12 protein-coding genes are annotated in these 25,169 nt (G+C 47.8%); 3 read left to right on the forward strand and 9 right to left on the reverse strand.

Going from position 1 to position 25,169, the window contains the following annotated elements:
* Positions 1-44: 44 nt before the first annotated feature.
* The 3 genes from G7083_RS11950 to speA form a co-directional block, all read right to left on the reverse strand.
* Positions 45-1,181 carry a D-alanyl-D-alanine carboxypeptidase family protein gene (locus G7083_RS11950; protein WP_166015507.1) on the reverse strand — a complete coding sequence of 379 codons (1,137 nt, stop codon included), beginning with the start codon at positions 1,179-1,181 and terminating at the stop codon, positions 45-47.
* A 244-nt stretch (positions 1,182-1,425) separates the two neighbouring features.
* Positions 1,426-2,352, reverse strand: coding sequence for an agmatinase (gene speB / locus G7083_RS11955; protein ID WP_166015072.1), 927 nt, complete (start codon positions 2,350-2,352; stop codon positions 1,426-1,428).
* Complete coding sequence (gene speA / locus G7083_RS11960) at positions 2,353-4,263, reverse strand: arginine decarboxylase (protein ID WP_166015073.1); 1,911 nt, start codon at positions 4,261-4,263, stop codon at positions 2,353-2,355.
* A gap of 435 nt (positions 4,264-4,698) precedes the next feature.
* On the opposite strand from speA, the gene G7083_RS11965 reads away from it, so the two are divergent.
* Together G7083_RS11965 and G7083_RS11970 are read left to right on the forward strand one after the other, a co-directional pair.
* Positions 4,699-5,259, forward strand: coding sequence for a mechanosensitive ion channel domain-containing protein (locus G7083_RS11965; RefSeq protein WP_166015074.1), 561 nt, complete (start codon positions 4,699-4,701; stop codon positions 5,257-5,259).
* A 2-nt stretch (positions 5,260-5,261) separates the two neighbouring features.
* Positions 5,262-6,608, forward strand: coding sequence for a magnesium transporter (locus tag G7083_RS11970; RefSeq protein WP_166015075.1), 1,347 nt, complete (start codon positions 5,262-5,264; stop codon positions 6,606-6,608).
* A gap of 76 nt (positions 6,609-6,684) precedes the next feature.
* Here G7083_RS11970 and G7083_RS11975 read toward each other — a convergent pair whose 3' ends face one another.
* The 3 genes from G7083_RS11975 to G7083_RS11985 all read right to left on the reverse strand — a co-directional run bounded on the left by G7083_RS11975 (position 6,685) and on the right by G7083_RS11985 (position 9,716).
* Positions 6,685-7,269 carry a methyltransferase gene (locus G7083_RS11975; protein WP_166015076.1) on the reverse strand — a complete coding sequence of 195 codons (585 nt, stop codon included), beginning with the start codon at positions 7,267-7,269 and terminating at the stop codon, positions 6,685-6,687.
* A 151-nt stretch (positions 7,270-7,420) separates the two neighbouring features.
* Complete coding sequence (gene yddG, locus G7083_RS11980; RefSeq protein WP_277347147.1) at positions 7,421-8,386, reverse strand: aromatic amino acid DMT transporter YddG; 966 nt, start codon at positions 8,384-8,386, stop codon at positions 7,421-7,423.
* 19 nt (positions 8,387-8,405) lie between these two features.
* A complete protein-coding gene (locus tag G7083_RS11985; protein ID WP_166015078.1) occupies positions 8,406-9,716 on the reverse strand; it encodes a hemolysin family protein in 1,311 nt (436 codons plus the stop codon).
* Between the two features lie 933 nt (positions 9,717-10,649).
* On the opposite strand from G7083_RS11985, the gene G7083_RS11990 reads away from it, so the two are divergent.
* Positions 10,650-11,123: a cytidine/deoxycytidylate deaminase family protein gene (locus G7083_RS11990; protein WP_166015079.1), complete on the forward strand. Its 474-nt coding sequence runs from the start codon at positions 10,650-10,652 to the stop codon at positions 11,121-11,123.
* A 54-nt stretch (positions 11,124-11,177) separates the two neighbouring features.
* On the opposite strand, the gene G7083_RS11995 is transcribed toward G7083_RS11990, so the two are convergent.
* The 3 genes from G7083_RS11995 to G7083_RS12005 form a co-directional block, all read right to left on the reverse strand.
* The gene (locus G7083_RS11995) at positions 11,178-11,792 is read right to left on the reverse strand and encodes a LysE family translocator (RefSeq protein ID WP_166015080.1); all 615 of its coding nucleotides are present in this window, start codon (positions 11,790-11,792) and stop codon (positions 11,178-11,180) included.
* A gap of 192 nt (positions 11,793-11,984) precedes the next feature.
* Positions 11,985-23,852 carry a retention module-containing protein gene (locus G7083_RS12000; RefSeq protein ID WP_166015081.1) on the reverse strand — a complete coding sequence of 3,956 codons (11,868 nt, stop codon included), beginning with the start codon at positions 23,850-23,852 and terminating at the stop codon, positions 11,985-11,987.
* A 525-nt stretch (positions 23,853-24,377) separates the two neighbouring features.
* Positions 24,378-25,160, reverse strand: coding sequence for a LytTR family DNA-binding domain-containing protein (locus G7083_RS12005; protein WP_166015082.1), 783 nt, complete (start codon positions 25,158-25,160; stop codon positions 24,378-24,380).
* Positions 25,161-25,169 lie beyond the last annotated feature (9 nt).

A 25,169-nucleotide genomic window follows, 5' to 3' on the forward strand; every position in this document is an offset into this window, starting at 1 on the left:
AGAGCAAGCGCACGGTTTATAGTGAGACATTGAGCATTTAATACCTAGAACCAATTAGAGAACAGTAACTTAAACCAATCGCTTAACCGTTTGAAAATGCCACCTTGCGCTATGGCTTGCTGCGTCACCAATTTGGCTTCACCCACTTTATCTTGATCGATGTAATAGACAATTGAACCCACCACTTCACCTTTAGCTATTGGGGCTTCGAGCGCATTATCCAATTCAATCACTGCATTCAACCTTTTTATATCATTACGTGGCAAAGTGAGATACACCGTCTCCGCACTACCGAGAGCGACGTGATCTTGCTCACCGTACCAAATGCGTTGATTTTGCACTACGTTATCGATTTGATGTGGGCTGACCGTTTCAAAGAAACGGAAACCATAGCTGAGTAACTGCTTACTTTCTGCTTCACGAATTTTGACGCTTTTTGAACCCATCACGACCGCGATCAAACGCATTTCTCCACTCGTCGCCGAACTGGCCAAACTGTAACCCGCGCCACTGGTATAACCGGTTTTCATACCATCCACATTGATACTGCGGTCACGTAGCAAACCATTACGGTTATGCTGGGTAATTCCGTTGTAGGTAAATGAGCGCTCACTGTATAACGGGTAAATATCCGGTAAATCACGAATAATCGCGCGACTGAGCACTGCAATATCATAAGGTGTGCTGTATAAATTGGGATTATCCAGCCCATGCGGATTGGCAAACTGGCTATTGTGCATACCTAACTGTTGTGCCCATGAGTTCATTAAACTCACAAAAGCGCCTTGTGATCCGGCGACATGCTCGGCAATCGCCACACTGGCATCATTGCCGGACTGTACGATCAAGCCACGATACAGATCCATCAAGCTGACATAAGTGCCAACTTCGATAAACATCTTTGAAGAGTCAGGGAATTTTTTTGCCCATGCGTTATTACTGATGCGAACTTGATCGCTTGCCTGAATATTGCCACGCTGCATCTCTTGCCCTGCAACATAGGCCGTCATCAGCTTGGTCAAACTGGCTGGATTGAGTTTTTGATGGGCGTTATGTTCGACCAGAACTTTTCCGGTATGAAAGTCGATTAAAATATACCCATTGGCTGCCAGCGGTGGCAATTCCGGGATCACGGTCAACGCGGAAAAACTGAACGTTGGCACCAATGCCATACAAGCCATTAAACATCGGGACAGAAACTTGCTGCAAGTCATAAGGTGTTCTCATCAAAACAAAACCCGCAGTATAACTAACTCCAGATTTCACACAGCCTCTCTTTACTAACTCTTACAGTTGTCGCTCAATAAGTTACATCATGTTACAAACATGCTTAAACACCAATCAAGTCTGGCTCGTACCGCGATAAAAAAGCCTGACATTGGCCAGGCTTAATCGGGTTATGCGAAGAACAATCACACCAAACGACTATTCGTCTTTTTTGTTGGATGCCCAAACATACAATAGCTCTAGTGCAATCGTTGCCCCCGCGAGCGCAGTCAAATCGCTCTGATCGTAAGGTGGTGAAACTTCAACCACATCCATACCTATCAGATTAATCCCTTTCAATGCACGGATGATTTTCAGGATCTTATCTGAGCTTAAGCCACCACACACCGGGGTACCCGTACCCGGAGCGAAAGCCGGATCGAGGCAATCAATATCGAATGTCAAATATACTGGCTTGTCACCGACAATGTGACGGATCTGCGCCACAATCTCTTCCACTGACATATCATTGGCTTGCATCGCATTGATCACATTGAAACCGTGACCTTCTTGTTTGTATTCAGTACGAATACCCACTTGTACCGAGTGCTTAGCCGAGATCAAACCTTCTTTTGGTGCATGGTAAAACATGGTGCCGTGATCATACGCACTACCGTTAGAATAGGTATCGGTATGTGCATCGAAATGGATCAGCGCCATTTCGCCATAATGTTTGGCATAAGCACGCAAGATGGGCAGAGTAATGAAATGATCGCCACCCAAGGCCAACATGGTTTTGCCACTTTTCAAAATTTCACAAGTCGCCGCTTCTAAACGATAAGTAAAATCTTCAGCATCACCACAATCAAACACCAGATCCCCAGCATCAATCACGTTAATACGGTTAAACAGATTGAAATCCCAAGGAAACTTCTTACCTTCCCACGCGAGATTCACCGAAGCGCGGCGAATCGCGTCTGGCCCCATCCGCGCCCCTGGACGACCAGAGGTCGCCATATCCAACGGTACGCCCAGTACCACAACATCCGCATTCGTATCTACTGGATTACGCACATAAGGACGACGGACAAAGGTCATCGCGTTTGAGTAGAGTGAATAATCAGTTTTTTTAAACAAATCATTCATTTAAAAATCCTCTAAGTAAGTATAGCCGCTCAGGCCTAATTCAAGTTCTGCCAATACGGTCTGTTGTTCTGGTTCAGCCACTCGCTCGGAAACCAGTTGACGATAATTGGTACGAATTTTATCCACATCAATGTGTACATAACGCATCACATCTTCTACCGTATCGCCTTCATTGATAAAGGCAATTTCAGCATCGCCATTATCCTTAATATTCACCGCTACACTGTGAGTATCACCAAACAGATTGTGCATATCGCCCAAAATCTCTTGGTAGGCACCGACTAAGAAAAAACCCATCAAATAAGGCTTATCACTGCTCCAACTCGGTACTGGCAGAGTGCTTTCGATCCCTTGGCCTTCCACGTACTGCTCAATCGCACCGTCAGAATCGCAAGTAATATCAAGCATCACAGCTCGGCGATCTTCCATCTCTTGCAAGCCAGATAGCGGCAGCACAGGGAACACTTGATCAATCCCCCAAGCATCCGGTAGCGATTGGAACAGCGAGAAATTGACAAAAAACTTGTCGGCCAAACGCTCTTGCAGCTCATCTAAGATCGGGCGATGAAAACGGTTTTTGTTGCTCATTCTCAGCCGCAGTTCATGGTAAATGCGCAGCGATAACTGCTCAGCCCATGCGCGATGCTCAAGATTCAGTACCCCAGTCGCAAACTGACTGTGCGCTTCCGAAAGATCGCTTTGGGTATCGTTATAAATTTCAATCAGTGCGCGGTCATCGGTGCCGTGCTGTACTTCTTCAAAACCACGCCACATGTTTTTAATCAGCATCGGCGCTTGTGCATCGGGGGCGGGAATATTTTCTGGCGAATACGCCTCGGTACCAATGACATTGGTGATCAATACCGCGTGATGAGCAGTAATCGAACGCCCTGATTCAGAAATGATCACTGGACGAGGTTGACCGTACAGATTACACACATCGCTGACCGTACTCACGATATTACGCGCGTATTCAAGCAAGCCGTAGTTCATCGAGTTAGACGACTGGCTGCGCGTACCATCGTAGTCCACCGCTAAACCACCGCCCACATCAAAAAATTCAATGTGCGCACCCAACTCTCGCAGTTCACAATAGAAGCGTACGGCTTCATTCACGCCATTACGCACATCACGAATATTGGCCATTTGCGAACCTAAGTGGAAATGTACCAGTTGCAAGGCTTCCAACTGATTTTCCGCCTTAAGGCGATTGATCACGGTTAATACTTGCGATGCGGCTAGACCGAACTTAGATTTTTCACCACCACTTGATTGCCATTTACCGGCACCTTGCGAAGCCAAACGAATGCGCAGCCCCAAACGCGGTTTCACGCCAAGACTTTTCGCCTCTTTGAGCACCAAATCCAGCTCTGACAGTTTTTCCAGTACGATAAAAACTTTATGCCCCAGTTTTTCACCAATCAGTGCCAAACGAATGTACTCTCGGTCTTTATAACCATTACAGACGATGACGGAACTGGCTTGCTGAGCCATTGCCAACACGGCGAGAAGTTCTGGTTTACTGCCCGCTTCCAAACCTAGTTGTTTATGTTCTAATTCGGCCTGACTGGCAAGAATTTCATCGACGACTTCGCGCTGTTGGTTAACTTTGATCGGATAAACCAGCAGATATTTATTCGGGTAGTCGTACTCTTCAATCGCCTGATTGAAAGCGTCACAAATATTGTGCACACGTTGATGCAGGATCTGCGGAAAGCGTACAAGCACAGGCAAATTTAAATCGCGCGCTTCGAGCTGTTTAACAATTGAGCTTAATTGCGTTTGATGAGCTTTGTCATTTCGCGGCGAAACATACACTTCACCTTGATCGTCAATGCCAAAAAAACCTTGGCTCCAGTAATGCACATTGTAGTCAGCGCGAACGCGGTCTAATTTGGATGGTTGTTCCACATCGTATCTCACAAAGTAGAGAAGGTTACCATGATTTCATCGGTTGAAATCACACCTGACAGCCTAAACGTCACGCGCTTTATCGGTGAAAAGCTAGTGAGTGTCTAATGATAATAATTTATCGTTAAGACAACTGTTAATTATGGCATAAAAACCAATATTGCCAAATTCACTTGATGACCTGCTTTCAGCTTAGCGTAAATACCACCAAGCATAACCCGAGATCGCCAATCGCTCCGCGAGCCGTTGAAACGGGGGAAAACCAAGCAATAAGCGATAATAATGCACCGCGGATCGCGAGAAATTGACGGATGAGAGAAAAGAGTGCTGGTTATTGCAGCAACTCATTCTATTGTTAGTGATTTCCGCTTGGCTATTATTGGTAATTACATACAATCCCATTCAGGTAATTTCACGACAGGAGTGAGCTACGCAATGGAATACCTAGTTTTGCTGCAAACCCACTATAAATGGATGATGACCGGGCTGATCATCCTGTTGTATCCGCATATCTCACGGATCACCTTGCGCATTTTCGAAGATATGATCACCGGTCGAGTCGATATCCATCGCTTAAAACGGGCGCGCTGGCTGATCCGTACCTTGCTGTTTCTGGTGATTTTATTTACTGGGTTAATTTTGTGGGGCATTGAGTTACGTGGCTTATTAGTGGTCGGCTCCTCACTGTTTGCCTTGCTTGGGGTTGGTTTGTTTGCCGGTTGGTCATTGCTGAGCAACGTGACCGCTTTTTTGATCCTGTTTATGCAAAACCATTGTCGGATCGGTTGCTGGGTCCGCATTGTCGACGGCGCAAATTTTGTCGAAGGCAAAATTATCGATATGGCGCTGCTCACGGTTGAATTAGAAACGCTCGATGGCCATCGCGTACTCTACCCAAATAACTTATTTATTGTGCGCCCGGTGATTATCATGAGTAAGGCTCCTGAAAAAACCATCAAAAAAACTGAGAAAAAACAGTTACCGAAGAGATCGTAAATTTGAGCGAATACCAAGAGTTATCTCAACAAATTGAACAGCTTGCCACCGCCGAAGAAGCAGAGCAAACCCATTTACTCGGCAATATGCTGGAAAATGGCTTAGATCAAGGTTCATTGGCACTGATCTTAGAAGCATTTCCGGTCGAACAGCGGGTACGTTTATGGCGTAGTTTACCGCTGGAAATGCACATTGACGTGCTGACCGAAATGCGTGCCGAGGTGCGTTTTTCGGTCATTAATGCGCTCTCTGAAATTGAGTTGAAACTTACCCTCGCGAAGTTGGATAACCTTTCGCTGATCGAATGGGAAGATTCACTGCCCGATGAGATCGTGAGTGAAGCGCTAAGCCTGATCAGTCGTGATGAGCTTGAACTGTACGATCAAGCCAATGAGTTTGCCGATCATGAAATCGGCCATTGGGCAGATCGTAAAGTGTATACCTTGCCTTTTAGCCTCACGGTGCAGCGCGCAAAAATGCTGCTTGATAAGTACCACTACGACTCGCCGCAATACATTTATCTGATCAATAAAAATAAGAAATTTCGCGGATTAGTCAGCTTTAGTGATGTATTACAAGCAGAAAATACAAAGCAGCTCAATAGCTTATGCAAGGAAGAGTTAATTACACTCAATGCGCAGCAAACATTATCCGATGCGGTTGATGCCCTAGAGCACACGATGTTACCGATTGTTCCAGTATTGAGTGATGATGATACCTTAATTGGAGAGCTCGATTGGCGCTTTGCACTTAGCGTGCAACGTGAGCAGTATGAAGCTCGCCTGATGGCCGGTACAGGTATGGATGAAGGCGATGACCTGTTTGCTCCTGTCATCAAAAGTTCTAAAAAGCGCGGAGTATGGCTTGGGATTAATCTGCTGACAGCGATTCTTGCCTCGATCACGATTGGCTTATTTGAAGATGTGATCTCTCAAGTAGTGGCTCTTGCGGTTCTGATGCCGATTGTTGCCTCGATGGGCGGAATTGCCGGTAGCCAAACCTTAACCTTAATGGTGCGAGCAATGGCACTCAATCAGATCTCGGTCGGTAACCGATTCGCTTTACTAAAAAATGAGTTGGGGATTGGATCAATTAATGGCGTGGTATGGGCAGTGATTATCGGCGCTATCGCGGCACTTTGGTTCCAGCAACCACTGATCGGCGCGACCATTGCTCTGGCGATTGTGGTCAACATTACCACCGCCGCACTGTTTGGGGTACTGATCCCAATCATTTTGGATAAATTCAAACTTGATCCGGCACTAGCAGGATCGGTGATCCTAACTACAGTTACCGACGTGGTTGGCTTTTTCACTTTCCTCGGCACCGCCAGTTTGGTCATGCTATAACCTTAGGATTTCACCACCCTCGTATCCAGTAACGCTCGAGACTCAATGCGATTAGTACAATGCATTGGTCGCGAGCTTATTTACGAGCAATACCAACCATTACCGACCGAGTACCTTGTTCGGTTGCCACATCAAAAGCAAAGGCCGTTTCTACGCTCGAAAAACCAGCATGGCTTAATATTGCTGCCATTTCCGTTTCACTTAAGCAGCCCTCAAGCGAGTCTGATAGAGCCGATGACCAATCAAAATGTACAAAATAGCCACCTTGATCGAGCAGAGTGAAGATAATATCAACAACATCGGATAGATTAGGTAAAAACGCGCACACCGATGAGGCGACCACCAAATCAAATTGCTTACGAAAGGCCGGATGTTGTGCGACCAAACCTCGAGTCAAGGAATCAACCACTGGCTCTACATTGCGTAATTCTTTACGATCCAGCTCTTCAATCATCGCTTCTGAGGAATCAAGTGCCACGATGTCACGAGCCAAAGGAGACAGTAGCTGGCTCAACAGCCCGCTGCCACAACCTAAATCCAGCACATGCTTATCTTGCACAGCAAGGATTTGGGTCAATTGTTGGAATGCGCCCTGAACAAATACATGATTTACATGGTTTTGTTCCCAAGTTGCAGCGTATTCATCCCAGTTGTGTGCCATCATGGTCTCCGTATTACTTCTTGTATTCGGGCAATGCTGCCAAGAGTAAACCAAAAACAAGGTGAGTTGATAGTATTACCCGTGATTGTTTGCCCAGAAACGCTACTTTCACCTCATTTGCCGTGAATTTGTACAGCACTCAGCAGTAACACTAATTGGATTGACTAGCCTGATCGGTTGCATCATGGTTGAGGTGTGCAGAGCCAACATCTTGCTCAGCCGAAGCAGAGTGACGCGTCGCCCACCAGCAAAGCAAAGATCCAAGCGTAACCATCACCACGCCTTGCCAAAAATTCAAACCCAGCACAACTCCCAATATAAGCGATGAAAAAATCGTCGAAATCACGGGAGTAAAGTAAGACAATGTGGCTAGCAACAGCATATTGCCGCGTAAAATCGCCACATTCCATAAGGCGTAACCACTGCCCATCACCATCCCGGTTAACAGTAAAGTGGCAACGCCCGATACAGAAAAACTCAGCGCTGGCTCATCACTCACAGCATATTGAATCCACAGGGTTGCAGCCGTCGCGGCAAAAAACAGAACAATGGCATTTTGCCCCTGCGCTAAACGCTGCGTTACATTGCAATAGATCGCCCAGATAAAAGCACCACTCAAGGCCATGGCATACACCGCAGGATTGGTAGCGACCCGCGCGGTGAAATCACTAAGTGCAATACCTTGCTCAGCCACAATCGTCCATGCGACTCCCGCAAAAGCTAAAGCGACACTAGGATAGACCCACAGATTAACCGCGCGCTGGCTGATCAATACCGCGATCAACACGGTGAGTGCCGGCCACAGGTAGTTAATCACCGACATTTCGATCGCCTGTAATCGATCATTGGCCATACCAAGCGCCAGCGCTAAACAGATTTCGTAGCTGACAAATAAAGCGCCGCCGATGAGCACATAACGCATGGAACCCGTTTTTAAACGAGGCAAACCCATAGTGAACAGCAAAAACACGCTACTGACGGTATAAATCAGCGCCGCGCCACCAATCGGAGAAAACTCTTCGGCCACTCGACGAGTCAGAGCCATCAAGCTCCCCCACAGCAAAATCGCCACAATACCGAATAAAGTGTGTTGATGAGCGTGTAAGCGTGGGTGCAAAATAAGTCTCAAGGTGTTTCTATTCCTTATCAGCCACTTCGAGCGGCTCACTACGGCTGACCAATAATTGGTCAACTTTATAATTATCAATATCGACGACTTCAAATTTATAACCCGCATAGACGACTGAATCGGTACGGCGCGGAATTTTGCGCAGCATATACATCATAAATCCGGCGATCGTTTCGTAGTTTTGCTGCTGCGGGAATGATTCAATTTCAAATGCGCGCATCACATCGGTAATCGGTGTTACCCCATCAACTAACCAAGAATTACTGTCGCGGGCCACGATTTGCTCTTCACCTTCAGCCAAAACCCAAGTGCCCATCACCGCACTTTGCAAATCGTTAAAGGTAACAACCCCAACCACCAGCGCGTATTCGTTCATCACCACCGCAAAATCGACGCGATTAATTTTGAAGTATTCCATCGCTTCGGAAAGGCTTAAAGTATCTGGGATGATCGGGCAACTGATCACCACGTTACTCTCTTTCAAGTTCATACCTTGGCCATTAATTACCCGCAGCAACAGTGCTTTGGAATCGACATAGCCTTTGATCAGATCTAATTGCCCATCACAAACTAAGAACTTATTGTGTGGATGCTGCGAAATCTTCTGTTTGATCAATTCTTCACTGTCATTCAAGCTCAGAAAAACCAAGCTCTCACGGGCAGTCATAGCTGACGTAACCGGAATGGTCTGCATTTCAAACACGCTTTCCATCATCTGTTGCTCGCCTTTATCCAGCACTCCCGCTTCCGCCCCCGCATCCATCACCGCGTAAATATCATCTGAGGTGATTTCGTCATTGCGCTCAGTCGGCAATCTCAAGGCCCGAAACAGTACGTTAGCGAAGCCATTAAATAACCACACAATCGGCTTTAATACGGTAATACAAATCAGCATACCGCCAACCAATTGAGCGGCAATCCGCTCAGGCATCGCCATGGCAATCCGTTTAGGCATTAAATCAGCAATCAAAATAAACAGACTGGTCACCAGCATAAATGACAAAATAAAACTCGCTTGCCCTAACCAGTTACTCGGGATTACGCCTTCAAGCAGTGAGCGAATATAAGGGGTAAACGCCGATTCACCGACAATCCCGCCCATAATCGCGACCGCATTAAGGCCTATTTGGACCACAGTGAAAAAATTGCCCGGATGAGCCTGCAACGCCAACACTTGCTCGGCGCGCTCATCGCCTTCATCCGCCATTTGGCGCAAACGTATTTTACGTGCGGCGGCGAGGGAGATTTCCGACATAGAAAAAAAGCAACTGGCAGCAATCAGCACCATGATGATCGAGATGTTTTCAAAAAAACTCATAAGTGACATCCTAAATCAATACCACGAAAAGCTTCAGCCGACAGAACTTGCATTTGCATAGCCGAAACTCATCAAACCTTGTTCAACGTGGTTATATTAACACAATGCGATCAGGAAAGGGGCTTGGTTGCAAATCCGCAGCAAAAAGAAAACCCCACTAAGCAATCACTTAGTGGGGTTTTTGTTCTTACTCGCAGCAATCCAGCTACTGATAGGTGCTCCCTGCATCTATTCCTTGATCGTCTGCTGTATCCTTCAGCGCATTCCGTTTCATCGCCTTCCTAGCGGTGTCCCTTGCTCTGTCATCCTGACAGAACTCGCTTAATCCTTTAAGTTGTCGATTGACTTTCCGTTGATAACCATCCTAGTTATGCAGCATCCAGCCAATGTCCTTTGCTCTCCCTGCCGACCATTCATCCTGAACAATCGAAATCTTCATCCTGAAGATGACCAATCCCTGGGTCTTTCCTGTTCCGTGTCTGCTTCCTGCTGACCAATTCACTTTACGATATTGGTAAATTTCAGCAATGTCCGTTTGCTATTTTTAATCCGTTGATTTTGCACAAAACCATAAAAAGCACATAAATATCAATTAATTAAATGCGGCACCATTTAATTGCCACTCAACTAAAGATAATATTTCCTACAAATCTTGTAAGAAATTTCTCACAATGCACATCCTAAATTCAGAATATCTTGCTCGATGCGGCCCCAATCTTTATGTGATTGAAATCACAGGCAACTGGCCGCCAATTCAAGTGACTACGCAGCATATCAATCTAGCTTGCACTTCGACCGCAGAATGCCAAGGTGAGCATTTTCAAAGGCTAAGGGTATAGACTCGGAGTATAAAAATCGTGATAGTATCGCTGCCAATGCTCTCTTTAGAAACTTATCCGATAGCAAGGTCGATAATCAATGAGGAATAACGACATGATTTCAAAATGGGCACAACGTTTTTTCCAGATGGCAGAATTAGTGGGTTCATGGAGTAAAGACCCTTCTACCCAAGTCGGCGCAGTGATCACCAAACAAAATCGCATCGTTTCAGTGGGGTTTAACGGTTATCCGCACGGTATTTCCGATAGTGCCAGCACCGATGATCGTGATATGAAATATTTAAAAACTCTGCATGCGGAAGAGAACGCCATTTTGTTTGCTAAACGCGATCTGGATGGCTGTGAAATTTACGTCACTCATTTTCCTTGCCCTAACTGCGCGGCTAAGATTATCCAAACCGGAATCGCCGCCGTACACTGCCCTGAGCAGTCTACCGATTTTTTATCTCGTTGGGGCGATAAAATTAATGTCAGCCAAGAGATGTTTTTACAAGCGGGTGTCATCGTACATTGGCTGCCATTGGCTCAGCTCAAGCATATCAATACCATTGAGCTGCCCACTGAATAAATGACCACCAATAGCCTTTGGGTTTGAGCATCACTCAAACCCATTTCCCATCATCTAAGCCGTCCAAAGCACACGCAGCGCCAAGGCAATTAATACGATCCCGGAAAGTCTATCGATCAATACTGCGCGAGATCGCAAGCTATCGAGCAAGCGTGGCGAAGATAAAATCACGCTAATAAAGCTGTACCACAGACCATCGACCACCAGCGGTGTCAAGACAATCACGGTTTTGCTGCTCAGATCAGAGCCAACCATGACGTATTGACTAAATAACGCAATAAAAAACAGCGCGATCTTTGGACTCAGCAAAGCGATCAGCAGCCCTTCTCTGGCAGATTGCCAAACCGACACTGCGATACCTGATTCGAGTTTTGCTGCCACGCCACCTTTAGAACGTAGGGCATTCCAGCCTAAATACGCTAAATAGGCCGCGCCAACATAACTGATGGTTTTAAAAAGCAGGGGCGATTGATGCAGCACTACCGCCAGACCAATTAAGGTAATAAAGGCATAGACACCAATGCCAAGCGCATGTGCCCAAGTCGCGGCCAAACCATTTTTACGCCCTCCGGCCAAGCTGTGTTTGGCCACCATCGCCAAACTCGGGCCTGGTGACATCGCGCCCAAAATACAAATCGTAAACAAAGATAACCAAATGGTCAGTGTCATGTGTAATCCTCACACGTTCTCGACAGGTGACAAGATGTTCAGCAGTTGAGAACTATAGAACAAAGTTTGCAAAATGTACCCCCCCACAACTGAGGTGATAGCTATTGATAATTTGGCTTGAATAGAAAAAAACAGCCCCATGTTACAGGGGCTGAGATCGGTTTGACGTGGTACAACACTATCGCGAGTTAACTAGTCGTGCCGCAGGACATTTTGATCCAGCAAGGTACTGATAATATCTAGCGAATTCATACCGCTAAAATCAATCTGGCTCGCTAAATTTTCAATCACTATGGTTTGATGCACGCTGTTATCTGTGGTGACGCCTAATTGAAGATCATTATTCACCACTTGTGCGGTCAGTTGGTTCGACTCGCCGAGATTAGTCAAGATTTGTTCTAGCGACAGATTACTGCCAAGATCTTGCACTACATCGGTCAAATCAATGCTATCGCCTTGATTAAGCGTGAAATCCCGGATCCGATCGACTTGATCACTGGTACTGTCTGCGGTCCACTTAAACAGATCCGCGCCCGCACCACCAATCAAGATGTCATTGCCAGAGCCGCCAATCAACACATCATCACCAGCACCACCTTGTACATAGTCATTGCCACTGCCCGCGACCAGGGTTATGCCACTCTGATCGGCGATCACGAAGCTATTTTGTGTGGCACTGTGGTGATCAAGATCACTGCCATCCGGCGCAATTTCAATACGGTAATCAATCGAGTTGCTGGATTGAGCTTGGCTACCATCACTTTCCGTCGTCAGTGCCGTCAAGCTAAGATTATGTACCCCTTCCTCTAACCCCACCACTTTGAGATTAGGCAGCGCATCAGCAGAAGCCTCCCAGGTTCCATTCCCCACCTCAGTGATCTGACCGCTAGTGCTGGTTAAACTCGCACCGATAGGCAAATGATCGACACGAATACTCAGCGTTTCATGTAGATCGACCAAAGCCGCCATCGCCCCTAACAGCGCAATACCTTGCGTGCTCACACTCTGGTTGGCGTAAATCTGCTGTGCATAATTCAAGCTCGGATTGAGACTCAAACTTGGCGCATTAGCCACCGGTGTCACTTGAATCGGATAGGTTTTGCTCTCTTCTAATGCGATGCCTGCCGCATTCTCAAAATACACCCCTCGATCTTGCACCGTGACCGTGAACGCAATTTGGGTACCAGCAATTGCCCGCGCATCCACAAACACCCCATAGCTAGGATCGCTATGATTCAATAATCCATTAATCGCCTGCGGGCTACCTTCTAGCACCACACTACCATCAAGCGCATAACTCACCACCACAGAGCTACTGACTGGCGCTTGCACACTCAATAGACCTTGGCTAACACTGAGGGTTACGCTCATCACATCATTGGCATGTGCGCCCACATAGTCCACGTCAGACACGACAATGCCAGTCAATTTTTGGGCCGCTAGCTCACTGATCTGCGTGGTAAGATTGCTGCTATCCAGTTCCGGTTTATCATTAACCGCCGTCACTGCAACCGTGACATCAAACTGCTGAGCAGCACCAAGATTTTGATCGCCGGCTAAGCCGGTGTCGACCGATTGCACGGTAAAGTGCAACTGCCCATCCCAGGTTTGTTGGTTATTATCACCAGAATTGAAAATGACTTTATCCAACTGCTGCGCATTAATGAACAATACCCATACTCCACCACCAAGGTTGGTTGCCTGTGTGCCATCGAGCAAACTCAATGATGCCCCCGCGGGCACGCCGGAAACCTCTACTCGCAGGGTTTCCGGATGGTTTTCACTATAGTTAGTGCCGCCCGGTAAACTCTCGCGTTGGTCGAGGACCTGCGCTTTAAGCGCAATCTCGATCGCTTGACCTTCATCACCCTGCACATTAGTAGCGGGATCAATATCAATCTCATCGCCAACAGGAGTGATATTAAGCGTGAGTTGACTGGTGTGTTCAACCGGTTGACCGAGCAAGGTCTCTTGGGTAAAGACTTTGATCCCCAATTGCACTTGGCCACTAAAATCTTTAGTTGGTTTAATCGCCAATGCCGAGAGATCTAAGCTGGTTAAGCTCGGATTACGGATCTGCACGCTCCATTCTCCAGCGCCGCTATTTTTCACCGCATAATCGCTCGAGAGCGACTTGACCAGAAAATCGGTTGGCAATCCAGTCAGTACTAACGAAACAAATTGCTCTGAACCATCAACATCCGTCAGACTCACCTTCAGGCCACCGGCTTGATCCGCCAACGCAATCCAACCATCTTCAATCCCAGTCACGGCCAGTGCAGCACCGGAATTAAAATCAATATTATCGACGACCGGTTTGACCTCAAAACTCACTTGCGAGCTAAAGGTTTTGCCAGCATCACTGCTAGGTACGCCTTGTGAGCTGGCGTTCGTTTCATCAAATACCGTACTGTCGGTAATTTTGCCACTTACGTTAATTTGCACCGTATGCTGAGCATTACCACTTGGGTAATTAGCCGCCGGTTTAAAGTAAATATTGCTAAGCGCAGCAGGCAACTCGCTCTGAGTCAGAGTCAGGCTGCTACCCAAACTTTGTCCATTCGCATCAACAAATACGCCAGCATGACTGTCGCTGAGAGTCAAAATGACTTCACTCAACACCTCTTGGCCTTGAGTGGTAAGGTTAAGGCTGTCGGCCAAGTCAATCGCGAGATTGAGCTGGACAATCCCATCTTCATAAGCAATACCATCTTGGGTTGGCGTATCATGAGCCAGATCGGTTGGCTGATGATCGGCATCCAGTCCTAGAGTTCCCTTCACTTGCAGGCTCACCGCTGGCGTTAGGTTATTATCCAGTGGCTGATCACCGGCACTACTTGGCACATCCGCCTGCGGCGCAATCGCAATCGCAACTTGCGCTGTCATGCGCTGCTCATCCCCCGATTGAGGATCCGTGGTGACGAAGGTGATCGGCAGTTTAAAATCACCGGCATAATCACGGGGCGGGATCAGCACCAGTCCTTGCAAGCCAGAAATGGAACCATCCGCCTGTAAGGTACCTTTAAACACGTACTGGCCATCAACAAAGTTGAAATCTTGGCCGACAATTGAGGCGCCAGCCGGCAGATCACTGACCTTAATCACGAGACTCAATTCATCAGCCACGCTATCGACCCCGATGGGGTTGAGCATCAATTTCTCTTGGATCTGTAGCCCCAAATCAATCGGTTTATCTTCCTGACCAATCACTAAATCATCCGCATTACCGACCCAATTAAGCTCGGCGGCTACGCTGTGGTTACCCGTCACCACGGTCGGGAAGCTTAATGTCAGTGACGTGATCGCCAATTGCGTGATTTTCGCCTCACGGCTATCTTCACCTTGGTCATACACTTTGGCGCTAATGGTAATTTTTATCTCATTGAAGCCATTACCATCGGGATCATTATTGCTGCTATAAACCAAGCCATTGGGCGCTTTGATGCTAAAATCCGCCTCATTGGTAATGGTCCAAGTGCCGTCACCGTTATTGATGGCCCCTGTAATGAATAACTGATCCAGTACCTGTTGTGACAGGTTGCCAAAACTCACCACCAGTTGGTCAACCAACTCCATCGATTGATAACCGCCAGCCGTATTGCTGTCTAAGTTATCAAAGCGGATCACATTGGCGCCCAACTGACCGCCAGTAGCATCATTGATGGTGAAATCAATCCGGCCATTGGCATCTGCTTGTACCACTTGGGTGACATGCCCACTATTTTCGATCACAAGCAGCCCATCCGATTCCGCAATCGGATTGACTTTCACCGCAACCGAGCCGTGGATCACTTGCTCAGTAATACCTTGCCCTGAGTTCGTGGCATTGACATATTCGTGATCTTGCTCTTTAACGGTCAACACCGTGGTTAAACTAAAATCAGTACTCGAATTATGCGGCGGCAGCACTTGAATATAACCTGCGGCCATCACTTGATTGGAGAAATTGACCTCCGATTGTCCTGCGGCTGGGGTAAGCACCAGTACGCCATTGACTAAAGTGACCGGCTGATTATTAACCCAAACTTGGCTACCCACTGGGAACCCGGAAATTTCGACGCGACTGAAATACTCTTGCCCATCTGGATACTGAATATTCCCTGCGCTATTTTGTGGCACCCAGTTGACGTTGATCCGAGTGTCTTCATTACCTACCACAGCATTGTGATAGTTCTCAACCATATCAATTTTTGGCTCGACCAAAATACGAATGGTATTTTGCACTTGGCGCACATGACCATCGTCTTCCGTCACTATCACTGTCGCGGTAATATCAATATTTTTGGTAGACGATGCGGTCGGCTGAACCTGAATTCCGGTGATCACTTGCGCAACCGTCATATTCGCTTGGTAGGTGGGTTTTTGCTGACTATCATAACCTGCGAACACCAAATCCACACTACGGCCATCACTGTCAAACAGTTTGACTCCATCGGGGATATTGGAAAGCAACACGGAAATCGTCTCTGAGTGATCGCTTGGGCTTTGCGCTAGCTCTCCCGAAAGAATCGTGAAATTGAGATCGACCGTGCTGTCTTCCTTAACGGTCACCATCACACCTTGATGAGTGCCATCATTGAATCCTTGCCAGTGATTACCGCCTATCGATTCGATCACGGGCAAATCAGCGACCCCTTTCACCGCCACATACACAGTTTTACTGCCCAAGGATTCAATATCCTGTACTTGACCCGTCGATAAATTGGCGGTGTCTTTAACGATGCCTTGTACGACAAACGAAAAGTCTTGGTTACTGTGCGCTGTGGGTAAAACTTCCACTTGTGCCAGTACACTCTGTGGAATTTCATAATAAGTAGTGCCATTAGGATAGGTTCCAAGCGTGATCGGGCTCGCTCCCGCCCCCAGCCAAACCAGCGTTGCACCGCTGTCGGTAAAGTCCGACAAGCGTACAAACAGCGTTTCGGAACCATCAATGTCCGCAGAGCCGGTCATGCGAATCACTTCACTAAGCAGCAAAGGATCGTGATCTACCCTTGGATCGAGCGCATTTTGACTGGCCGCATTATCCTCGAAAATCGAAATGCGATTGACCGTAAAGCTACCACGATCCGCATCTGGGGCGACATCAATCACGATCTGCTTGATTTCCGATTGCGCGGTCTGTTTACCCGTCACAAAATTGGTCAGTTCTTGGCTTATTGCCGTCACATCCAGTTTGATTTGACCGGATAAATTATCGCTTGGATCAACCTGCACTTGGCTAATTTTGCTCGCCGCGACCACATAGTAAGTACCACTGGCATCGGTAGTACTCGGGATAGGTGAACCATCGCTGTAGACCAATTTGGCATGCTGACCATTTTCGGTGAAGCGCAGTTGATAAGTGATCGTTTCGGGGCTACTACTGTCTTGCGTTTCTGCACTAATGTTCAGCGCCACATGGCGACTATCTTCCTGGCCATCATAGTAAAATACGCTGCTGCTTTTCCAAGTGGCAATATCGGCTACGCTTTCAATTTCAATCCGCATCGTACCGCTCGCAGTATGATCGCGAACCCCATTATGTAGAATATCAACACTGACTGAAGCACTCATGCCATTGTTATCGGTCGATGTATGGCGATCAGGTACAAAATAAAGGTTATTGACGGTCGCGATGCTTCCATTGAGCGACTGCTGCACGAGTGCAGCTGGCAACACCACTCGACCACTGACGGGATCCACCTCCAATTTGATCAATTGATTACTTGCATTGAGATAATAGAAATCGCCCGCGAGACTGTTAGGATTCAAGATCGAAACATTGCCTAAACTTTCCACTTGGTCGACATCGTAGAGGTTGATCTGTAAGGCTAATTTCAACGCATCGCCAGTTAGACCACCCAAATTATCTTGAGTATTACTTTGCTCACCAACCGGAACAGTGTTCAGTACTGCCGCATGTCCTTGATCTTCATAACCAATAAATTTTTGCTGGGTGATAGTCGCTTTCTGATCCGAGATCGTGATGTTCAGTTGCTCGGTTGAGGTATCCCGATCGTAATCGGTTCCTGTGACATTAACGGTAAATTTAATGTCATTACCTTCAGCATGTTGCAACTGAGCCACTGGTTTGAAACTTGCAGTACCATTCGGTTGAATCGTTAAGCTACCGAGATCGCGGCTCACGCCATTGATGATTTCCACCACTGTGACGGTTTTCGACGCACCATTGAGCTGCACATCATTCAGCAATTGATTGCCATCACGGAATTGAATATCGCGTCCTACGCTATCCACCGCACTGAATTGGGTGATCACCCCACGATCTGCACCTTGAGTATCCGCACTCAAATTATTATCACGTGAGAACATGTTGACCGATTGCACCGCCGCGCTTTCTTGCAGGGCAATATTTTTGTCATACAAGATTGGCACATCATCAACAATGGTCACTGGCAACAGGATTGACGAGCGATCACCATCAAAATCTTGGGCAAATACTGGAATATTCAACGTCAGTTGAGTGGCATTGAGCGGATGATCCAAGGCACCCGTTAAAGTAAAGTTATAGCTGCCATCAGCTCGCAGCACTAAGCTAAAAATAACCACGCCATTGGCGATCGCTTGGTAAGTATAAGTTTGACCATTAATGGTTGGCGTACCCCATACGATGGGTTGGCCTTGTGACGTTAATCCCGTATCACGGCCTGCACTGGTATCCAGTTGATAAATAACACCATCTGCACCTGGAGTGGTGGTAAACTGCCCTGATACTGTGGTGGCTTCTTTGGTTTGATCGGTTCCCGAAGCCAAATCATCTTCATTCACCGACAAGGCTTGTGCGCTGAGCACCAGCGGTTTGTCATCCAATACCGTGACTGGCAATACCATCGTTGAGCTATCACCATCATAATCGGTGGCAAGTACATTGAAATTAAGCAGTAATTGATCACTGTTGACCGCGTGATCCAACGGTCCAGATAACGTGAATAAATAACTGCCATTAACATTGAGCTGCAAGGTGAAAATAACATTGCCATCTGGCTTACTCGCCGAGTAGATATGGTTGCCACTGGCATCGATCCGATCGGTTAAGCTTAAGGTTTGACCGCCAGAGGTCACGCCGGCTAATGGATTCGCCGTCGGGTTCAAAGTATAAGCAACCACATGATCCGCACCTTGAGTGGTGGTGAATTGGCCAGTGGCTGTTAATGGCTCCTTACTGCTGTCGGAACCTTTCACTAAGTCATCTTCACTCACTGATAATGACTCTGCTGCGTTAATGAGCGGTTTATCATCGGTGATAGTCACCGGCAGCGTGATACTGGTTTTATCGCCATCAAAATCGATCGCGACCACGCTAAAGTTCAATAGCTGGCTATCGCTGCCAAGCGCATGATCCACCACCCCAAGCAGGGTAAAGGTATAACTGCCATTAGTATTGAGCACCAAACTAAATACCGAGCTGCCTCCGGCGCTGGCGGTGTAAGTCAGATTGCCATTGCTATCGGCGACCGGAGTGGAGAGTGTCACCGCCACGCCATGGGAAGTTAAGCCTTGTACCGGATTGACGCTGCTGTCGAGCTGGTAACTCACCACTCGATCCGCCCCTTGCACTACGCTAAATTGACCGCTGGCACTGAGTGGCTCTTGGCTCACATCCGAGCCTTGCGCCAAATCATCTTCACTCAGCGACAGCGCCTGTACCTCATTAATAGTCGGTTTATCATCAAGAATAGTCACCGGCAGCGTGACACTGGTTTTATCGCCATCAAAATCGGTCGCCTGCACGGTAAAGTTCAATAACTGGCTATCGCTGCCAAGCGCCTGATCGACCACCCCGAGCAAGGTAAAGGTGTAACTGCCATTAGTATTGAGCACCAAACTAAACACCGCACTGTCACCCGCACTGGCGGTGTAAGTCAGATTACCATTACTATCCGCAACGGGAGTGGAGAGTGTCACCGCGACCCCATGGCAAGTTAAGCCTTGTACCGGATTAACGCTGCTGTCGAGCTGATAACTGACCACCCGATCCGCCCCTTGCACTACGCTAAATTGGCCGCTGGCACTGAGTGGCTCTTGGCTCACATCCGAGCCTTGCGCCAAATCATCTTCACTCAGCGACAGCGCCTGCACCCCATTAATGGTTGGTTTATCATCGGTGATAGTGACTGGCAGCGTGATACTGGTTTTATCGCCATCAAAATCGGTGGCTTGCACTTTAAAGTTCAATAGCTGGCTATCACTACCAAGCGCCTGATCGACCACCCCGAGCAAGGTAAAGGTGTAACTGCCATTAGTATTGAGCACCAAACTAAACACCGCACTGTCACCCGCACTGGCGGTGTAAGTCAGATTACCATCGCTATCCGCAACCGGAGCCGACAGCGTGACCGCCACGCCATGGGAAGTTAAGCCTTGCACTGGATTGACGCTGCTATCGAGCTGGTAACTCACCACCCGATCCGCCCCTTGCACTACGCTAAATTGACCCGTAGCACTGAGTGGCTCTTGGCTCACATCCGAGCCTTGCGCTAAATCATCTTCACTGAGCGACAGCGCCTGTACCCCATTAATGGTTGGTTTATCATCAAGAATAGTCACCGGCAGCGTGATACTGGTTTTATCGCCATCAAAATCGATCGCGACCACGCTAAAGTTCAATAGCTGGCTATCGCTGCCAAGCGCATGATCCACCACCCCAAGCAAAGTAAAGGTATAACTGCCATTGGTATTGAGCACCAAACTAAATACCGAGCTGCCTCCGGCGCTGGCGGTGTAAGTCAGATTGCCATTGCTATCGGCAACCGGAGCCGACAGCGTGACCGCCACGCCATGGGAAGTTAAGCCTTGTACCGGATTGACGCTGCTGTCGAGCTGGTAACTCACCACTCGATCCGCCCCTTGCACTACGCTAAATTGACCCGTAGCACTGAGCGACTCTTTGCTCACATCCGAGCCTTGCGCTAAATCATCTTCACTGAGCGACAGCGCCTGTACCCCATTAATGGTTGGTTTATCATCAAGAATAGTCACCGGCAGCGTGACACTGGTTTTATCGCCATCAAAATCAGTCGCTTGCACGGTAAAGTTCAATAGCTGGCTATCGCTGCCAAGCGCATGATCCACTACCCCAAGCAAGGTAAACGCGTAACTGCCATTAGTATTGAGCACCAAACTAAACACCGGATTGTCACCCGCGCTGGCAGTGTAAGTCAGATTGCCATTGCTATCGGCAACCGGAGCCGACAGCGTGACCGCCACGCCATGGGAAGTTAAGCCCTGTACGGGGTTGACGCTGCTATCGAGCTGGTAACTGACCACCCGATCCGCCCCTTGCACTACGCTAAATTGGCCTGTGGCACTGAGCGACTCTTTGCTCACATCCGAGCCTTGCGCCAAATCATCTTCACTCAGCGACAGCGCCTGTACTCCATTAATGGTCGGTTTATCGTCAAGGATAGTCACCGGCAGCGTGACACTGGTTTTATCACCATCAAAGTCGGTGGCGACCACGCTAAAGTTCAATAACTGGCTATCGCTGCCAAGCGCCTGATCCACTACCCCAAGCAAGGTAAACGCGTAACTGCCATTAGTATTGAGCACCAAACTAAACACCGCACTGTCACCCGCGCTGGCGGTGTAAGTCAGATTGCCATTGCTATCGGCAACCGGAGCCGACAGCGTGACCGCGACGCCATGGGAAGTTAAGCCTTGCACTGGATTGACGCTGCTATCGAGCTGGTAACTCACCACCCGATCCGCCCCTTGCACTACGCTAAATTGGCCGCTGGCACTGAGCGACTCTTGGCTCACATCCGAGCCTTGCGCCAAATCATCTTCACTGAGCGACAGCGCCTGCACCCCATTAATGAGCGGTTTATCATCGGTGATAGTGACTGGCAGCGTGATACTGGTTTTATCGCCATCAAAATCAGTCGCTTGCACGGTAAAGTTCAATAGCTGGCTATCACTACCCACCGAGTGATCCACCACGCCAAGCAAAGTAAAGGTATAACTGCCATTAGTATTGAGCACCAAACTAAACACCGCACTGTCACCCGCACTGGCGGTGTAAGTCAGATTGCCATTGCTATCGGCGAGCGGAGCCGACAGCGTGACCGCCACGCCATGGGAAGTTAAGCCTTGTACCGGATTGACGCTGCTGTCGAGCTGGTAACTCACCACTCGATCCGCCCCTTGCACCACGCTAAATTGACCCGTAGCACTGAGTGGCTCTTGGCTCACATCCGAGCCTTGCACTAAATCATCTTCACTCAGCGACAGCGCCTGCACCCCATTAATGGTCGGTTTATCATCGACAATGGTCACCGGCAGCGTGACACTGGTTTTATCGCCATCAAAATCGGTCGCGACCACGGTGAAATTGACCAACAGTTGGTCCAGAACCAGCGCATGATCCAACGTTCCTTGCAGGATAAAACGGTAACTCCCATCCTGGTTAAGCTGCAAACTAAATAGAATTTCGCTGCCAGCGCTGGCGGTGTAATGGTAATTGCCATTTGCATCCAGCGACTCACTCAACGTAACGGCCACTCCCTTAGATGTCAGGCCAGCTATCGCATCAGTCAAATTTTCAAGACGGTACGAAACCACTCGATCAGAGCCTTGAATAGTAGTGAAATGCCCCTCAGCCAACAAACCGGCGCCACTAGGAAGCGAGCCTGTTGTCAGCGATTGTTCGACCACAGTTAGCGGCTCAACTCCCATAATGTTTGGCTGATCATCTTGAATTTGAATGGTGAGAGAACCGGGTGCTGAACGGTCATTGTCATAATCCTGCGCCACAATCGGCAAACGAATACTAAGCACATCACTGCCCGCCGCATGATCCAGCGAACCTTGTAATACAAATCGATAACTGCCATCCGCATTCAGGGTTAATTGGAAAATATCGCGACCATCAGCAGTGGCTTGGTAAACTCGGTTACCATTAATTATGGTCGGCTCACCTAAGATCACAGCGGCACCTTGTGAGGTCAATCCGGCGATTGGATTGGCACTATTCGGATCGATTTGATAAGAGGCGACGCGATCTGACCCCAGCTGAGGCTCAAACTGACCGGAGACCGTCAATGAGTCTGTTTGATCCGAGCCAACTGACAGATCATTTTCATGCAAACTGAGAGTCGGCTCATCAACCATCACCGGCACACGACCATCATTAATCGCAATATCCATAGTGATTGGCGCTCGGATAGCATTACCATTACTGTCGGTGCCAGTTAACTGCAGCGCAATCGCAATTTGATCGCCTTTAATTGAGACTAATCCAGCACCAACCCCTGGTAGGTGATCAATGGGCTGGCTAAGCGTAGTGGTAATCGTCAGGTTGAGATCACGTCCAACCGATTGAGCGGAGATGGTAATACTCAGTACTTCAGTGCCATTTTGCTCACCAATAATCGTGTTCGTTGCCGCATCATAATAAAACTGAACTGGCTGGCCAGAGGAAGTGATGTCGCTGTTGAGCTCTGCCAACAACGCCGTCAAAAAAGAGGGGACAGGAACAAAAGATCCGGGCAACAAAGCCAAACTACCAGCACTAATTAAAGCTGTTACGCTAGAGATCTGCGGATACGTTCCGAGCTGCAAAGATCCTTCGCTCACTTGTGCGTTAAGAGTTTCACCGCCTTCAGCAAAACGTAGTAAGTTGCCGCCACGCCGTGTACTCGACAAAATTTGTGAAGTTAAAGCATGGGTATCAAATACGGTACTCGCCAACACTTCTGGGTGCAGGCTATCAATGGTGATCCCACCATTATTGGCCGACCCTGCAGCAGCCACCCCTGCAGCAGCCTCTTGTAAGGCAACCGTTGGGTCAACCCCATCTAAGATGGCTTGTTGGATTGCTGCGATCGTTTGTTCATCAACATTGGTCACATCAAGCTGAGCGACATCTGGGGAAATATCCTGTTGCGTGGATGCATTTTGCAACAGCAACTCGCCAAGGTTGGCGGCAATGATAATGTCCCCCGATTGCAATACATCACCTTGGCTAACCTTGCGCGCTTGCCCCTGCGCATTAACGACTAACACTTCCCCTGATAAACCTTTGACGATGACTGGTTGAGTGACGACTTGAGACTCCATATTGCCCCCTGGCTGTTCTGATGATAGTGATCACAACGCTGATTTTTATCGCGCTGTAATCTTAGTAGCAATTCACACCTATCGGGTAACTTGGTGCTGCGAGTCAGCATCCAATGAGCCAATCTCAATCAACATAGAACGCTCTGTGATGAGGGTAAGTGAATACAAACCGACACTGCCGTTTCTCATAGCAAGCGTCTGCCTTTGCACCTAAACTTATAGACTACTTTATGGGGTGCTGCATGACTAAATTATGAGCGGAGAACAAGATAAATCCCCCTTTACCCACTTATCAAATCGGCACCAAGGCAAAGGTTAACTACGGGTAGAATCGATTGGTTAGCCAAACAGAAATGAGCCATAAAGTACGGTAGGTATACCCAAACGACTTGGAGTTGCAGGTAGGCGGTAAGTGAGTCCCCATGAGCATAGGCAAACTATGTGATTGGGGTGAATGAACGTAGCCAATTTTACTTGAGCACTACAACACCGCGGCGACTTCAAGTAGGAAGGGAATAGATTGGATCAACTCACTTTAAATAAGTGTTGTAATGCTCGACTAACGGGTAGCACTGCAGAGTCAATGTGCACCCACATTTTGCCGTTAAAATCACGCTTAACTTTATTAATTTTCGCAATATTAACCACCAATGAGCGATGAATTTGCCAAAACTGGTTAGGATCTAGCTGGGTAGTCAACTCTTTCAACGAAGATCGCAATAAATACTCTTGGATTGTCGTGCCATCACTTTTGTACAGCGATAAATATTTATCCTGTGCTTTCACATACAGTACATCACTCACTGAAATCAGGTGAATCTCTTCCCTTTTACTGGCTTTTAACCAAAGTGGGTATTGCACCCTCCCCCCTGTAATCTGTTCAAATTGCGACAATAATTGATTCAAATCAGCCTGCGGAGCATGACAAAAGGACCATTGTCGCTGCAATTTTTCACAGCAGAGCACTAAGCGTGACAGTGACAGCGGTTTAAGCAAATAGTCAATCGCATTGGTTTCAAATGCGCTCAGAGCATATTCATCGTACGCAGTGATAAAGACCACCAATGGAATTTTGGGTAAATGAAGTAACTCACGTGCAACCTCGATCCCACTGAGTTTTGGCATCCGAATATCCAAAAATACAATATCCGGCAGATGGTGTGTAATTGCTGCTAATGCTTGCTCACCATTAGCAGCAGTCGCTACCACTTCAAGCGTTGGCCATACCTCAGCCAGTAGCTGATTAAGATGGTGGCATAGTATCGGCTCATCGTCAGCAAGCACAGCCTTACAAGTACGGTGGATCATCACTAAAGC

The sequence above is a fragment of the Vibrio sp. HDW18 genome (assembly GCF_011306175.1).
GTDB classification, from domain to species: domain Bacteria; phylum Pseudomonadota; class Gammaproteobacteria; order Enterobacterales; family Vibrionaceae; genus Vibrio; species Vibrio chanodichtyis.